Source organism: Sphingobacterium yanglingense (genome assembly GCF_004363245.1).
Lineage (GTDB): Bacteria > Bacteroidota > Bacteroidia > Sphingobacteriales > Sphingobacteriaceae > Sphingobacterium > Sphingobacterium yanglingense.
In genome coordinates this window covers 232,769-248,771 of the sequence record NZ_SNYV01000014.1, presented here as the reverse complement: position 1 = coordinate 248,771, position 16,003 = coordinate 232,769, and the positions used below count along the sequence as shown (strand labels likewise).

General features: G+C 38.7%; 15 protein-coding genes. 12 read left to right on the top strand and 3 right to left on the bottom strand.

What is annotated here, in order from left to right; all coding sequences use genetic code 11:
* Nucleotides 1-6: 6 nt before the first annotated feature.
* On the bottom strand, nucleotides 7-1,602 hold the full coding sequence (dnaB, locus tag CLV99_RS12250) for a replicative DNA helicase (RefSeq protein ID WP_133584793.1): 1,596 nt from the start codon (nucleotides 1,600-1,602) through the stop codon (nucleotides 7-9).
* A 436-nt stretch (nucleotides 1,603-2,038) separates the two neighbouring features.
* Between dnaB and ubiE the strand changes: the two genes are divergently transcribed.
* Genes ubiE through CLV99_RS12230 form a run of 4 tightly spaced genes read left to right on the top strand, consistent with a single transcriptional unit; the run spans nucleotide 2,039 to nucleotide 4,912 of the window.
* Nucleotides 2,039-2,779, top strand: a complete 741-nt coding sequence (gene ubiE / locus CLV99_RS12245; RefSeq protein ID WP_133585098.1) for a bifunctional demethylmenaquinone methyltransferase/2-methoxy-6-polyprenyl-1,4-benzoquinol methylase UbiE — start codon at nucleotides 2,039-2,041, stop codon at nucleotides 2,777-2,779.
* 11 nt (nucleotides 2,780-2,790) lie between these two features.
* The gene (locus tag CLV99_RS12240; RefSeq protein ID WP_133584792.1) at nucleotides 2,791-3,630 is read left to right on the top strand and encodes a PorT; all 840 of its coding nucleotides are present in this window, start codon (nucleotides 2,791-2,793) and stop codon (nucleotides 3,628-3,630) included.
* Between the two features lie 56 nt (nucleotides 3,631-3,686).
* Nucleotides 3,687-4,445, top strand: a complete 759-nt coding sequence (locus tag CLV99_RS12235) for an SDR family NAD(P)-dependent oxidoreductase (RefSeq protein WP_133584791.1) — start codon at nucleotides 3,687-3,689, stop codon at nucleotides 4,443-4,445.
* A gap of 17 nt (nucleotides 4,446-4,462) precedes the next feature.
* Complete coding sequence (locus CLV99_RS12230; protein ID WP_133584790.1) at nucleotides 4,463-4,912, top strand: GatB/YqeY domain-containing protein; 450 nt, start codon at nucleotides 4,463-4,465, stop codon at nucleotides 4,910-4,912.
* Nucleotides 4,913-4,957: 45 nt separating this feature from the next.
* Here CLV99_RS12230 and CLV99_RS12225 read toward each other — a convergent pair whose 3' ends face one another.
* Together CLV99_RS12225 and CLV99_RS12220 are read right to left on the bottom strand one after the other, a co-directional pair.
* Nucleotides 4,958-5,926 carry a GNAT family N-acetyltransferase gene (locus tag CLV99_RS12225; protein ID WP_133584789.1) on the bottom strand — a complete coding sequence of 323 codons (969 nt, stop codon included), beginning with the start codon at nucleotides 5,924-5,926 and terminating at the stop codon, nucleotides 4,958-4,960.
* 4 nt (nucleotides 5,927-5,930) lie between these two features.
* Entirely contained in the window at nucleotides 5,931-6,758 is an 828-nt protein-coding gene (locus CLV99_RS12220) for a 1-acyl-sn-glycerol-3-phosphate acyltransferase (protein ID WP_133584788.1), read from the bottom strand.
* A gap of 176 nt (nucleotides 6,759-6,934) precedes the next feature.
* On the opposite strand from CLV99_RS12220, the gene CLV99_RS12215 reads away from it, so the two are divergent.
* The 8 genes from CLV99_RS12215 to CLV99_RS12180 all read left to right on the top strand — a co-directional run bounded on the left by CLV99_RS12215 (nucleotide 6,935) and on the right by CLV99_RS12180 (nucleotide 15,990).
* Nucleotides 6,935-7,594 (top strand): CBS domain-containing protein, encoded by a 660-nt coding sequence (locus tag CLV99_RS12215; RefSeq protein WP_133584787.1) that lies wholly within the window; start codon nucleotides 6,935-6,937, stop codon nucleotides 7,592-7,594.
* A 44-nt stretch (nucleotides 7,595-7,638) separates the two neighbouring features.
* Complete coding sequence (locus tag CLV99_RS12210) at nucleotides 7,639-8,532, top strand: NAD kinase (protein ID WP_133584786.1); 894 nt, start codon at nucleotides 7,639-7,641, stop codon at nucleotides 8,530-8,532.
* 79 nt (nucleotides 8,533-8,611) lie between these two features.
* Nucleotides 8,612-9,442: a type IX secretion system protein PorG gene (gene porG / locus CLV99_RS12205; protein ID WP_246032754.1), complete on the top strand. Its 831-nt coding sequence runs from the start codon at nucleotides 8,612-8,614 to the stop codon at nucleotides 9,440-9,442.
* A 16-nt stretch (nucleotides 9,443-9,458) separates the two neighbouring features.
* On the top strand, nucleotides 9,459-10,196 hold the full coding sequence (locus tag CLV99_RS12200; RefSeq protein WP_133584784.1) for an isoprenyl transferase: 738 nt from the start codon (nucleotides 9,459-9,461) through the stop codon (nucleotides 10,194-10,196).
* A gap of 113 nt (nucleotides 10,197-10,309) precedes the next feature.
* Nucleotides 10,310-12,892 carry an outer membrane protein assembly factor BamA gene (bamA, locus tag CLV99_RS12195; protein WP_133584783.1) on the top strand — a complete coding sequence of 861 codons (2,583 nt, stop codon included), beginning with the start codon at nucleotides 10,310-10,312 and terminating at the stop codon, nucleotides 12,890-12,892.
* Nucleotides 12,893-12,971: 79 nt separating this feature from the next.
* On the top strand, nucleotides 12,972-13,514 hold the full coding sequence (locus CLV99_RS12190; RefSeq protein ID WP_133584782.1) for an OmpH family outer membrane protein: 543 nt from the start codon (nucleotides 12,972-12,974) through the stop codon (nucleotides 13,512-13,514).
* A gap of 77 nt (nucleotides 13,515-13,591) precedes the next feature.
* Complete coding sequence (locus CLV99_RS12185; protein WP_133584781.1) at nucleotides 13,592-14,125, top strand: OmpH family outer membrane protein; 534 nt, start codon at nucleotides 13,592-13,594, stop codon at nucleotides 14,123-14,125.
* Nucleotides 14,126-14,295: 170 nt separating this feature from the next.
* Nucleotides 14,296-15,990 (top strand): GMC oxidoreductase, encoded by a 1,695-nt coding sequence (locus tag CLV99_RS12180; RefSeq protein ID WP_211348532.1) that lies wholly within the window; start codon nucleotides 14,296-14,298, stop codon nucleotides 15,988-15,990.
* Nucleotides 15,991-16,003: the final 13 nt, after the last annotated feature.

The window sequence follows — 16,003 nt, the reverse complement described above, 5'->3', positions numbered from 1 at the left end:
GAAAATTTAGAATGGAGCATCATCCGGCATATCATTCATTCGTGAAGGCATCGTGATACCACCTCCACCGAAATCTTCAAAGGAAGATGACGGCATCATAGGAGATGCTCCAAAAGGAGAATCACCACCTCCACCACCAAAGGAATCTCCACCACCCATGCCAGAAAAATCATCTTCTAAATCCACAAACTTCACAAACTTGCCCACAAACTTAAGAGGAACAATACCGGTCTCACCGTTACGGTGCTTAGCAATAATTACCTCCCCTACACCAGCGGTAGGTCGGCCTTCTTCATCTTCGGTCAAGCCATAGTATTCCGGACGATACAGGAACAATACCATATCAGCATCCTGCTCAATAGAACCTGACTCACGCAAATCGGACAACATCGGACGCTTAGCATTACCCGGACGCGACTCTACCGCACGACTTAACTGGGATAAGGCTAATACAGGAATATTAAGCTCTTTTGCAACAGATTTTAATGCACGGGAAATACTACCAATCTCCTGTTCACGGTTCCCGCCTCCTTTACCTTCGGATTTACCATGCATTAACTGCAAGTAATCCACAATTACCATCTGTATATCATGCTGCGCCTTAAGACGTCGACATTTGGCTCTAAACTCAAAAACGTTTAGTGCAGGGGTGTCATCAATGATAAGTGGGGCCTCGGTCAATCTCCCAATCCGTGAATGTAACTGCTGCCATTCGTGATCTGCAAGGTTTCCTTTCTTAAGCTTTTCCTGTTCAATTTCGGTCTCTCCTGCAATAAGACGATTCACCAATTGTACCGAGGACATCTCTAGTGAGAATACAGCTACCGCTTTCTCGTGATCTACAGCAGCATTACGAGCTACGGATAATACGAAGGCCGTCTTCCCCATTGCAGGACGTGCAGCGATAATAACCAAATCGGAAGGTTGCCACCCTGAAGTCATTCTATCTAAGGCGGTCAATCCGGAAGGAACTCCAGTCAGACCATCGGTACGGTCGCGCAATGCCTCCAGGTTACTAATTGCCTCGCGCATAATATCATCCATCTTACGGGAATCTCTACGTAAGTTATTTTGCGCAATATCGAAAAGACTCTTCTCTGCATGATCCAGTAAATCAAAGATATCACTGGTCTCATCGTAAGAGGAATTAATAATTTCAGAAGACACTTTTATCAGTTCCCGTTGAATATATTTCTGCGAAATAATTCGTGCATGGTACTCGATATTAGCCGCGGAAACGACACGATCGGTAAGCTGAGTAATATAAAAAGCTCCTCCAACCATCTCTAGAGCCCCCATTTGCCTTAACTCAGTTGTGACCGTTAAAATATCGATTGGTGATGTCTTTTGAAAGAGACTAAAAATAGCCTCAAATATTTTTTGATGAGCTTCTTTGTAGAAAGACTCTGCTTTTAGGATATCAATAACTTCACTCAGGGCATTTTTTTCTAACATCAGTGCCCCTAACACAGCTTCCTCCAAATCTAAAGCTTGAGGAGGGAGTTTTCCTAATCCACTGACCAGATTATTAAGACCTGTCCGTTTCTTACTGAAACCTGTTCGCCCCGCATTAGATGATTGTCCTGTGTGTTCTTGATCCATTTTTGATTAATATTACTGTCCAACAATATAAAGTATAGTCCCCTAGAGATACCATAAAAACATCGTTAAACAAAGGTACTAAAAATACTAACTCACTATTTTTTTAGTTCTTCACATCGAAAAAAAAACGAAACGACAGTCTCTTCGTCCTTCCTATCCCACAAGCCTTTATTTTCAACACCAATTGTTGACAACCTGTTGAAAACACAATAGATAACCTTAATATCAACAACTTACAGAAGTGTGGAAAACTTTAAACATTGTTAATATCCAGACAGTCAGCCCATACTGAAGCCTTCAATAAGGAAGTCGTCTTTAACTTTTCATTCTCAATACGTTAAACAAAAAAATCATCAAACAAAAAGAACGTTACTTCGTTAAAGACAGTCAATAAATATATTATATCGCAATGAAAATATTATATTATCTTTGCTCTATGTCAAATGGAGCTTCAACATTAAAACCCTACAAATCGAAAGAAGGCGGTAAAAAAGAACAGGTCGCAGATATGTTTAATAACATCTCGCACAAATACGATTTACTGAACAGAATCATGACCATGCGTATTGATGTGATTTGGAGAAAAAAGGCGATTCGCTCTCTGCAATCTATCAAGCCACAACTCATGCTAGATGTGGCAACTGGCACAGGTGATTTTGCAATTGAATCCCTTCGTATCCTAAAGCCTAAAAAGATAATAGGTATTGACATTTCTCAAGGTATGCTTAACGTTGCAAAAGAGAAAATATCAAAAAAAGGGCTTGAGCAAAAGCTTGAAGTACAACTTGCCGACTCGGAGAATCTACCCTTTGATGATAACACCTTTGATGCTGTGACGGTTGCATTTGGTGTACGTAATTTTGAAAATCTCGATAAAGGGCTATCAGAAATAAATCGCGTTCTGAAACCCGGAGGTAAGGCTGTTATTTTGGAGCTATCAAATCCTACGGCATTTCCCATAAAACAACTTTTTCAGCTTTATTTTCATAAATTCATTCCTGCAATCGGCAAACTAATCTCCAAAGACTCCAGTGCCTATTCTTATTTACCCGAGTCTGTAGCAAAATTTCCAGATGGAAAACGGTTTGCAGCTATTACAACACAGGTCGGTTTCAAAGAGACAAAAGTAAGGCCTCAGACATTTGGTTTTTGTACAATATATGAAGCTGTAAAATAAAAACTACTTGAATGAAACATCTCTTCTTTATAATAGCGGCGGTTCTTTTTTCGATGAGCAGCTTCGGACAACGGAAAATTTCGCTACCGTTCTCCTCCTCTTATAATGAAGATGCAACCATCCTTCTAGGCATACAGTACAATGCAGTCATACAAAGCTACCAACTGCAATTAAAGGACGGTTGGCAAAAACATAGCATCGACTATGGTGACAACGATCATAACAGCTTAGGTGAATTAAAAAGCATACAATCCAAACCGAACATTGGCTTTTCGGTAGGTATACCTATTGATATACGGGCAAATGAAAATCTTTACTTCACATTTAATCCGTCTTTCTTATTTTTCAACGGACTAGGAATTGAATACCAATCTACAGGATCGAAACCGCAATGGGAGGGCAAAAGTATTACAAGAAAGCAAAGACATGTAGCCACATCTGCCGACGGATCCAACTTTAATGCTTTTGAATTTCCGCTCTCGATTAAATTCCGTTCAGATGAGAAGATATTAAAGAACAAATTTAATAGATATAGAGCCTACCTAATAGGTGGTGCCCGATATACGAGGTGGATTGGGGTCAACGGCGAATACAAAGGGATACTCCAACAAAATCCCGAATCTGCTGTTCCGCACTCACTTGTCATGAAACCAGGGTACTTATCTTGGGAAGCGGGCTTAGGGGCGGATATTTTTTTCGCCTACTTTAAAATGTCTCCAGAGATAAAATTCAATCAAAGCTTTGGAAACGTATTCGACCCAAGTCATAAATTAGCACAAGACAATAATTTTATGACTCCTATTGACAAGGGGTTGATACGTAACATATATGTGAGCCTAATTTTCCAGTAAAGACGTCGTTGTCTAATGTAAGAAAATTGGGGAAAACTTGTAAAAACAATAAGACAATGAGAACAGTATTAATAACAGGAGCTAGCTCGGGCATCGGGGCAGCCTGTGCACAGGTATTAGCAAGAGAAGGCTATAGACTCCTATTATGTGCACGCCGGGCTGACCGATTGGAAGGTCTCCGTACTGAAATCCAAACACAGTATCCTAATATCGATATCCATACGTTCATTCTTGATGTACGTGACAACGAAAAAGTAAAAGAAGCCATTAACTCACTACCTCCAGAATGGCAAAAGATCGATGTATTGATTAACAATGCCGGTCTAAGCCAAGGGCTTGACGCATTACAGGATGGAGATACCGACGACTGGGATCGTATGATCGACACAAATGTAAAAGGCCTGCTATACGTTAGCAAGGCTGTCATTCCTTTATTGAAAGAGAGTCAACAGGCACACATTGTAAATATTGGATCTATCGCCGGTAAAGAGGTGTACCCCAATGGAAATGTATACTGCGCAACTAAGCATGCCGTAGATGCGCTAAACAAAGCTATGCGTATAGATTTATTACCTTTCGGTATTAAAGTTACAGCAATAAATCCAGGAATGGTTGAAACGGAATTTTCAGAAGTCCGCTTCAAAGGAGACAAAGAACGAGCTAAAAATGTATACAATGGTGTAGAGCCCTTATCAGGCTTGGATATCGCAGAGACGATTAACTTTGTACTCTCCCGTCCTGCACATGTCAACATTAATGATCTCCTCATCATGCCGACCGCACAGGCAACAGGAACTGTAATAGTTAGAAAATAAATTAAACCCCTATAACAATGTCATTAGAACAAAAAATAAACCAAGATATCAAGTCGGCGATGATTGCTAAAGACAGCGTGCGCCTGAGAGGACTTAGGGCTATCAAAGCCGCTGTACTGTTGGCCAAGACTGAAAAAGCCGGGATAGAGGAATTGGACCAAGACACAGAAATCAAAGTCTTGCAAAAACTAGTAAAACAACGTAAAGAATCTGGCGAGATATATAAAGAACAAGGCCGTGAAGATTTATTCCAAATTGAATTGGAAGAACAACAAGTCATCGAAGAATACCTTCCTAAACAATTAGAACGTAGCGAGGTCGAATCTATTATTCGTACGATCATTACGGAAATCGGTGCATCAGGAATGAAAGATATGGGGAAAGTCATGGGACTAGCCAATCAAAAACTAGCAGGACAAGCAGACGGAAAAACAATTTCAGAACTTGTAAAAAGCTGTCTTTCTTAAACTAAAGACACATTTTTCTATGCTATAAAAAGAAAAGAGAACTAATTAGTTCTCTTTTCTGTCTTCCCTGCTACCAAAAACCTTGTCTCTATCGAAAGAGGCAATATGCCTTTCCTTCTTAGGAGGATAGATATCTTCTAATGTGATTAATATCCCCGTCTCTTCGACCTCACCAAATTCATCATTCATGGCAGTACCAAAAGTCATCATTGTTGGCGAAAGATTCATATAAGTATTAATAAGTGGCGGAATATTCTCTCCAAAATCCCGAACATGCTTATTCAGCACTTTGTAACCGTCTTTGTAGGATAGGCCATCAAAAATCCCTAAAAATGGTGTTATATCGGTCTTATATCCCACCAAAAGATTTTCATAAGGTCTCACCATTTTTTCCCGATCAGGGAAATAACACTCCATAAAATACAACAACAAGTCACGTGCCTGTGCATTGAAATGCGCATACATGGTAACTTTTCCAAACAGATACTTGATATCTGGGTTAATAACGACTAATGCACCTAGCCCATCCCAAAGATTATCCAATGAAAAGAGTCCTTTTCTGTTATCAATCGATGGTTGATATTTTGGTTGTACCCACGAACGCCCCAACTCGATCGTGTAAGGCAGGTAATTATTTATAAAATCGTCTGAAAATTCAAAATAGTGCAATGTAGAAAGATGAATATTCCCTTGTTCATCTTTTGCTTGATCACAACGAATCACACGGTATCCTGCTATAATTTCTTCATCTTCTGGATTCCAAGCTATTAATTGATCGTAATTATGCTTACAAGTATCATTCTCGTCAATATCTAGAGCAAGCCCGGTCCCCCCCCCTGCTCCTCGGAATGTTAACTCGCGCAATCTTCCAATTTCCCGCATTATATTTGGTGCGGAATGATAATTCACCAGGTAAACTTCATTATTTCCATTATTGGTATAACGCAGAAAAGCCTTTTCGGTTAACTCAGCCTTGATCAACCCCCTATCTACTGGGGCAATTATTTCTTCCATACAATTATTTCTCCGTCTTCAATTCGTATACCAGCTGCCTTGTGTAAGCGGCCCATTGTCTTTCATTTTTTGAAGTATCAAAAAACGTATATGGAATTTTCTTCCCAATTTTTATTACAACTCGTTGATTGCGTTGGGCAAAAAATTCATCTGCCAAATACAACATCTCAACATTAAATTTTACACCTAGTTTAGCCCTCCATCTCGATAAGTTATAGAAAAAACTGGAATTCTGGCCATCAATATACACTGGAATAACGTCCTTTCTATATTTCTTAGCTTTGGAAACGAAACTCTTCTTCCATTCCAGATCTTCAATCTTGCCATGAATCTTACGAGATACAAGTCCTGCTGGGAATACCAAAAGAGCATGTTCACCAGCATAGGCTTCTTCAATCGCGGCGATAGCATTTTTATCTTGCCCACCGACTTTATTAACACCTACAAACAAAGGTTGCAAATTCCCAACATTCATTAATATGTCATTCACCAAAAACTTCACATCTCTCCGATAGCGTCCAATAGCATGCATAAAAGCTATACCATCCAACCCTCCTAATGGATGATTTGAAGCAAAGATTACCGCTTCGGAATCTGGTATATTCTCCTCTCCCTCCAGAACAACTTCTACTCCCAGATCAGCAATTAATGCATCCACAAAGTCTAAGCCCTGCAAATCTCTGAAACGATACATGATGTCATTTATTTCGCTTTCATGTATGGTTCGTTCCAAATAACTTAAGAGTGGACTCGGTATCCATTTAGCAAGTCCTGGACTTTTTTTTCGTATGACTTCCCTTACTTGTATGAACTTATCTTTTTCTATAGCCATCGTTTTTGAAAGCACGGGGCACCCCCTATTTTCGTGAAGCGTAAAAATAAAAAAATAAAGCTGTATCTCGCTAAGAAAATTACATTTTAAGACAAGTTTCTTGTCTTTTATAGCTATTTTTGAATGAAGGTTAAACGTTTCCCTACATTAAAGGTTTCATAACTAAAATAGTAACTATGTTTATCGGCCAGTACATATCCACTGATTATCACGAAGTTTTGCATACAGATACTGTAGAATTCGTATTAGAGAAGATGAGCGAAAGTCACTCCAAGTTTCTAGCTGTCGTCAAAGGAAATGTTTTTCATGGTTTGGTTTCAGAAGAAACACTACTTGACCAGACAGACCTACAAGTGCCAATTGAGAATCTAAAGATACACTTTAAATCAGTTTATCTTTTTGACTACCAACATATATATGATGCGCTCCAACTCATCACAACTTACGATTATTGCTTTATCCCTGTATTGAACAAAAAGCACGAATATATCGGTGTTTTAACCAAGCAGGATCTATTAATTGCCCTCAATGAAACCTTAGGAAATGATGAAGGGGCTATTATTGTTCTTGAGCTTGGTATGCGTGACAATGCACTTTCACATATTGCTCGAATTATCGAGGCGGAAAACACCAACATTCTCAGCACAGCAATCCACCGTCTACCAGAATCCTCAAAATTAGAAATGACAATAAAAGTCAATAAAACAAATATCGCTGCAGTTGTCTCTTCCCTATGGCGAAACGATTATGTCGTTAAAGCTACATTTCGTGACGGAGGACAACAATCTGACATACAAGACCGTTACGACCTTTTGATGAATTATTTAGATTTATAACCTATTCTTTGCACTTTTGTGATTTACGAAACAGTACTATAGCAATGGAGCAGACGAAAATTGCAATTTTTGGTAGAATATTTAATTCGACAGTGATTCCCTATGTTGATCATCTATTTAATTATCTAATCCAAAGAAATATTCAAATTTCTGTACATGTAGAGTTCTATGATTTTTTATTAAAAAACGATTTCTCTTCACAACACTTAGAAACATTCACCAACCATCAAGATCTCCCTAAAGACATTAGTTTTTTATTGAGTCTAGGAGGAGATGGCACAATGCTAGCAGCTGTATCTATAATCCGTGATTCAGGTATACCAATAGCCGGGATCAACTTTGGTCGATTAGGTTTTTTGGCTAATATCCAAAAAAACGAAATGGAAGCCGCGTTAGACCAAATACTAAATAAACAATTTCAAATCCAGAAAAGAGCATTGCTGTCGGTAGAAAGTAGCCACAAGGATCTTTTCAATGGGGAAAACTTTGCTCTAAATGATATTACTGTATTTCGTTTCGACAGCTCCTCTATGATTACTATCGATGCCAAAATAGATGATGAACTCCTCAATTCTTATTGGGCCGACGGTCTTATTATCGCGACCCCAACTGGCTCTACGGCCTATTCGTTGAGTTGTGGAGGACCTATTATTATGCCTGGAAGTGGCAACTTTGTAATCACTCCAATCTCTCCACACAACCTGAATGTGCGTCCAATTGTTGTATCTGAAAACATGACGCTACGACTGCGCATCGAAAGTCGTACCGAAAAGTTTATATTGAGCTGTGACTCTAAGAGTGAAACCCTCCCCACTACTACAGAGCTATGTATACGTAAAGCACCTTTCAGCATCAATCTAATCCGTCTAGAGAAAGATGGATACTTCCGAACATTGCGCGAAAAATTGCTTTGGGGAATCGATGTCCGTAATTATTAGACTACATAATTGATTTAACAAAAATTAAGGTTACACTATTATTGCAAAAACTTTATCTTTACAACCAAAATCAGTAAAGTTGATTAAAATTCGTATAGCTATATTAACCATATTGTCCCTTGTACTGTCGGATCTCTACGCACAACAGTATGAGTTTGGTGTGTCCGGAGTTGGCACAGGTTATATGGGTGATATAAATACTACAAACCCTTTTTATTTCAAAAATCTAGGAGGCGGATTATTTGCGAAATACAACTTTAATCCAACTTGGGGCGTTAGATTGGGATACAATCATTTATACCTATCAGGCAGCGATAAGGATTTCAAAGGTGCCAATCAAAAGCAACGCAATCTTCAGTTTAACAATACGCTCTCTGAACTGGCAATCACTGCTGAATTTAATTTCTTCAAGTATATCGCAGGCAGAGAACTCAACAGATATACGCCCTATATATTAGCTGGTGTTGCAGGAGTCATACATGAACCTTATGTCAACTATGGTTCGAAAAAAATACGCTTGCGTGAGCTAGAGCTAGAAGCTGACGAAAACGGAAACGCTCTTACATTTTCTAAATTTGCATTATCCGTTCCGATAGGAGTTGGATTTAAATATAATTTAAAGGGACCTTGGTCTTTAGGGGCAGAAGTGATCTACCGTACAGTTCTGAGTGACAATATCGATGCTGTAAGCCAATATTATTTGAGCCCCGGAAACATTTCGGAACGCACGTCTATCCCCTATAGTCTGACTAAAGAGGATTTAACTTTTTTAGCGGACCCTAGTGCTGGAAAACTAGCATTAAATGAAGGAAGAGCTCGTGGCGATGGCAAAAAATTCGATGGTTATATGACTGCGGGAATCACACTGACTTATACAATAATTAGTAAAAAGTGCTATTGGTGGCAGTAATAGTTTAGTAAAATCAATGAGTGTTAAAGATAATATAGACCTTAAAAACCTACCTCGCCATATTGCTATCATTATGGACGGAAATGGCCGTTGGGCAAAAGGTCTGGGTAAATTAAGAGTGTTTGGCCACAAGAATGGTGTAACAGCTGTTCGAGAGGTACTTGAAGGTAGTATACATCTGGGAATCCCCTACCTAACACTATATGCATTTTCTTCAGAGAACTGGAATCGACCAAAGCTGGAGGTACAGGCGCTAATGGAACTACTAATAAATTCGCTAAATAAAGAGCTTAAAACATTTCAAAAGAATGGTGTAAAACTCAATGCTATAGGTAATATCAATGACCTTCCAAGCAATGCCCGAAAAACGCTATTAGAAACCATGGAAGCCACCCGTAACAATACGAAATGTACCTTGAGCCTTGCGTTGAGTTATGGCGGACGTTCTGAGATCTTAGAAGCGACGAAACGTATCGCCCAACAAGTGAATAACAATGTCTTAGATATAGATGATATTACGGAACAAGTTTTTGCACAAAACTTATATACTTCCGACATCCCAGATCCTGACCTGATGATTAGAACCGGAGGCGAATATCGAGTAAGTAATTTCCTCTTGTGGCAACTGGCTTACACGGAGCTTATCTTTTCTCCTAAAATGTGGCCGGAATTTGATCGAGAAAACTTGTTTGAGGCTATTTATGATTTCCAGTTACGAGAAAGAAGATTTGGAAAAACGAGTGAACAACTATAATACCGCACTAAAACCAACGATAACTACATAAAAAACAAGAAGTTACCGTAATTATACTTTTAACAAAAATTAACAAGAGTTTGATGTACTTTAGCATCCATAATAACAAGTAAATGAAGCAACTATATATACTAACAGCAGCGTTTTTTTTGTTGAACATCTCTTCTACGTTTGCTCAAATAGCTAATCGTGGGCCGGTCAATCTTTCGGACCCAGATGAGTTTTCTTATCTACAGCCTAAAGATTACATTATTGGAGGAATCACTGTAAAAGGGGCACAATACTTGGATACGGACGTATTGATTACGATTTCTAAACTCGTAGTAGGTCAATATATTGAAGTTCCTGGAGAAGCTACTGCTAGTGTTATTAAAGATTTAATGGCGCAAAACCTATTCGAAGATGTACAATTGTGGGCTACACGTATCGACGGGGAAACTATCTTTTTTGAAATCCGTGTCCAAGAGAGACCACGATTGACACGAATTGACATCAAAGGGTTGAGTAAATCTCAAACAGAGGAGATAAACAAGCGTTTAAACTCTAGCTCTGGACGTATCGTCAATGATAATCTTATCCAATCCACAAAATCCACGATACAACGTTTTTTAAGAGAAAAGTCGTACCTCTACCCTGACATCAAAATAAGTACGCTTAAAGACTCTGCTCAAGCCAACAATGAAATCTTAAATGTAAATGTTGAGAAAAACAAAAAGATTAAGGTAAATAAAGTTCTTTTCACAGGCAATGAAACCTTTAGCAACTCGGAACTGACTAAATATCTCAAAGGTGTAAAGCCGCGCAAATGGTTCAGAATATTTGGTCCTGGCAAATTTAAAGACGATAAGTATAAAGAGGCTAAAGAAAAATTAGTAGCAAAACTACAAGACAAAGGATATCGCGACGCCCAAATTCTGTCTGATAGTGTATATCGTTTTGGTGAAAAGGAAGTGCGTATTGACATGGAGGTCTATGAAGGCCCCAAATATTATGTTGGAAATATCGACTGGACAGGAAACACACGTTATAAAGACTCTATCTTAAATATTTTATTGGGTGTTCAAAAAGGTGATGTCTACAGTGAGGAAAAGTTGACAGCTAAGCTTACGGGACCTACCCGCAATAGTGATGATATTAGTGCTCTCTATCAGAATGATGGATACCTGACATTTAATATCAATCCTATAATCAAAAAAATATACAACGACACCATTGATCTCGAGATCCAAATCAGTGAAGGAAAACAATATACAATCAACAATGTTATTGTAAAAGGTAACGACGTCACAAATGACCGTGTAGTGTTAAGATCGATATACACTAAACCTGGGCAAAAATATTCGAGAGAATTGATTATGCGGAGTATACGTGAGATTTCTCAATTGGGTATGTTTGATGAGCAAAAAATAACTCCAGATATACCTTCTTCTACAATGAACCATGAAGAAGGTACTACTGATGTTGTATTCAATGTAGTAGAAAAACCATCAGATCAGGTTGAACTGTCAGGGGGGTATGGTGCAGGACAGATTATTGGTACACTAGGATTAACATTTAACAACTTCTCAACAAGCAATTTCTTTAAAAAAGATGCATGGAAACCACTACCACGTGGTGACGGTCAAAAACTAAGTATACGTGGACAAACTTCTGGTAAACGATACCAATCATATAGTTTCTCTTTCTCAGAACCTTGGTTAGGGGGTAAAAAACCTGTATACTTTGGATTGAGTGCCTATACTTCAAACTCTTCTTATGGTGGTTTCAACTACTATACAGGCGAGCAAATGGTCAAGGATTCTGAGTTACAACGTATCTGGATGACAGGTGTGACAGCCTCATTAGGTAAACGTCTACAATGGCCAGACAACTATTTCCAAATTAATAGCTCATTATCATTCCAACGTTATAAGCTACAGAATTATGGAAACTATTTCTTGTTCTCCAATGGTACGGCTTACAACCTTAACTTTACACAAGAGATCAGTCGTAACTCAATCGATGCTCCTATTTACCCGACGTCAGGTTCACATATTCGCTTCTCGGTACAATTGACCCCTCCTTATTCGGCATGGAACAATATCAACTACAAAACAGATCCAGAAGAGGTCCGTTATAAGTGGACAGAGTACCATAAATGGAAATTCGATTCTCAATGGTATATGAAAGTCGCTGGTAAACTTGTTGTGAAAACCCAAGCTCAATTTGGCTTCTTAGGAAACTATACAAACCGTACAGAGACTTCTACATTTGAGCGTTTCAAACTAGGAGGTGACGGTATGCAAGGATTCGACTTCTTACAAGGTTCTGAAATCATCGCTATGCGTGGATATGCCAATGGTACCATTATCCCTGAGTCAACAGGAAACGGAAACCAACGAATCGCCATCAACTCCGGTAGCCCTATCTATGCTAAATACCAGATAGAGTTACGACACCCGATCATGCTGAATGATCAAGCAACAGTCTTCGCCTTGGCCTTTGCTGAAGCAGGTAATACGTGGAATAAATTTTCTGAGGTTAACCCGTTCAAAGTGCGTCGTTCTGCTGGCGTAGGTGCTCGTATATTTTTACCTATATTTGGTATGCTGGGAATCGATTACGGACATGCATTCGATCCTATTCCAGGGATGCGTTCAAGTGAATGGAAACAAAGTTTCACATTCAGTATTATGCAGAACATGGGAGGTTTTTAATATTTAAACTTTTTAGTATAATTGTTGTCATAGAAATATGATAAAAGATTAAGATCATTAAATAGAAAATAAAACAGAGATGAAAAAGATATTCGCAATTTTAGCTTTTATAACTTGTAGCATTAGCGCTTCATTTGCGCAACGTGTAGCTTATGTAGACTCGGAATACATCTTAAAACATATTCCAGAATATGTATCGGCTCAGAAAAGACTAGATGACTTATCTGTACAATGGCAAGGTGAGGTCGACAAACAATACGGAGAGATAGAACGACTTTATAAAGCTTATCAAAATGATCAGGTATTACTGAATGATGATATGCGCAAAAGACGTGAGGATGAGATTGTCAATAAAGAGAAACAAGTAAAAGACTTCCAAAAGCAAAAATTTGGTTATGAGGGAGAACTTTTCCAAACCCGTGTGCGTCTAGTAAAACCTATTCAGGAGCGTGTCGCAAAAGCTATCCAAGATATTGCCACGACTCAAGGACTTGACCTTGTATTAGACAAAGGCAGTGAGGTTACTTTTCTTTTTGCAAGTTCTAGACTGGACAAAAGTAATGATGTAATCACAAAACTAGGTTTCAAACCAGATCCGTCATTAGCAGAGAAAGCGCAGTAACAATAAAACTAATTTATTAACAATAGAGAATTATCAAAAAATTACATTTTGTAATTGTAGAGTTTAACATGAAAAGAATGAAAAATTTAGTAAAAGGAGCAATTTTAGCGGTAGGGTTATTTGCGGGGGTACAAGTAGCAAGTGCACAACAAAAAATCGGACACGTCAACGCTGACGACGTATTTCAAGCTACTACAGAATTTAAGGCAGCTCAGGAACAGTTAAAGGTATTAAGTGATGCCAAGCAAAAGGAGTTAGAAGGAATGTACGCTGAGCTACAAAAGAAAGAAAAAGAAGCTAACGACCTCATGTTGAATCAAAGTGAAGCAAATAAATCAGAAACACAAACGAAATTACAAGCTATAGGCCAGGAGTTTCAACAGATGCAGACTCGTGTACAAGAGGTACAAAAAGTAGCGCAAGAAGATATCGGCAAAAAGCAACAAGAATTGATGGCTCCTATCCAAACTAAATTGATGAATGCAATCAATGCAGTAGCTAAAGAAAAAGGGTACGCTTATATCTTTGATATTGGCTCGGGTGCTGCAGTATATTACCAAGGTGGAGAAGATGTAACTGCAGATGTAAAAGCTAAACTGGGTATAAAATAATTTATAGTTATATCTATTAAAAAAAGGTGGTTTTATAAAACCACCTTTTTTTATATATAGGATTTTGTCTTTCGTCACCTTGATTACATTTCTTTTTACAATAATAGCTCCTCATTTATTTAAATAAAAATCACTAAATTAGTTCTGTTAACGTACACGATTACTAAATTATGGAAGAGTTATTTGATGTCATAGTTGTTGGTTCTGGGATTTCGGGGAGCTGGGCTACTAAAGAATTTTGTGAAAAAGGTCTAAAAGTCCTACTTCTAGAAAGAGGACGACAGGTTGAACACATCAAAGACTACCCTACTGCCATGCTTGACCCTTGGGAATTCCCCTATGCTGGTGCCGTTAGCCTCGAAAAAAAGAAATCTAATCCGCTTATAAGTAAACATTATAATTACAGCGATGCAACCTCGCATTTCTATATTACCGATGATGAGCAAGCCTATATTCAAGAAAAACCTTTTGATTGGATAAGAGGCTACCAAGTGGGAGGTAAATCCCTACTTTGGGCAAGGCAAACCCAACGGTGGAGCCAATTCGAATTTGACAATCCGAAGTTTTTTAAGACAACAGTTAATTGGCCTATAGCTTATAGCGACTTGTCTCCGTGGTATAGCCATGTAGAAAAATTTGTCGGTATATCTGGGAAGAAAGACGGTATCGAAAACCTTCCTGATTGTGAAGTCGTTGGTTCGTTTGAAATGAACGCCGTAGAAAACCACATTTCAACGGCTATACGTAAAAATTTCCCAAATCGGTTTCCCATTATTGGTAGAACTGCCAATCTAGCGCAGATTACCGATACACAAAAACAACAAGGTAGAGGTCAATGTATGGCGCGATCGCTCTGCGAAAGAGGCTGTCCTTTTGGCGGATATTTTAGTGCCAATTCATCCACTCTTCCAGTGGCAAAAAAAACAGGTAACTTAACACTAAAAACAGATAGTATCGTTGAGAAAATCATTTATGATGACCAATTAAAAAAAGCAATAGGCGTAGTAGCCATCGATGCACATACAAAGGAGAAAAAACAGTATAAGGCCAAAATCATCTTCTTAAATGCATCCACCTTAAACTCAAACCTAATACTACTTAATTCTACTTCGGAAGCCTTTCCGAAGGGGCTAGGGAATCGTAGTGGAATGTTAGGCCGTTATATCATATTCCATAACTATCGAGGTAAAATTCAAGCAAAAATTGCTGGTTTCGAAGACAAATATTATTATGGGAAACGTCCCACTCAGGTATTTATTCCTGCGTTTGAAAATATCAAAACCAAAAATCCAAACTTTGAAGGCTCGTATTTGATTGCTTTTAGTGCTCACCGCGAAGGCTGGAGACGTTCTCTTGACAGCCAAGTTGGTCCGCTATTCAAAGATAGTCTGTCCGAACCTGGTGAATGGAGGGTCAGTATGATGATGCAAGGCGAAGTAGTTCCTGTTTATGAAAATCACGTCCGACTAAGCCAGGAGAAGGATAAATATGGCCTACCGAAACTGATTACTTCTGTAGCATATTCTGATAATGATGTGAGTATGATGCAAGACTTCTTTAAATCTGGTCACGAAATGCTTGAAAAGTCGGGATGCACATCGATACAAATGATAGACCAACATCACGAATTAGGCAGACAGCCGGGATTAGAAGTTCACGAAATGGGTGGTGTACGTATGGGAAATAATCCCCAATCTTCGATTCTCAATAAATACAATCAAATACATGATTGTCCAAACGTATTCGTAACAGACGGAGCATGCATGGCCAGTGCCGGGAACCAAAATCCTTCACTTACTTTCATGGCACTCTCCGCTCGAGCGGCGAACTATGCCTTTGAGCAACTGAGAGAAGGCAAGCTATGACCACCAAGCAAAT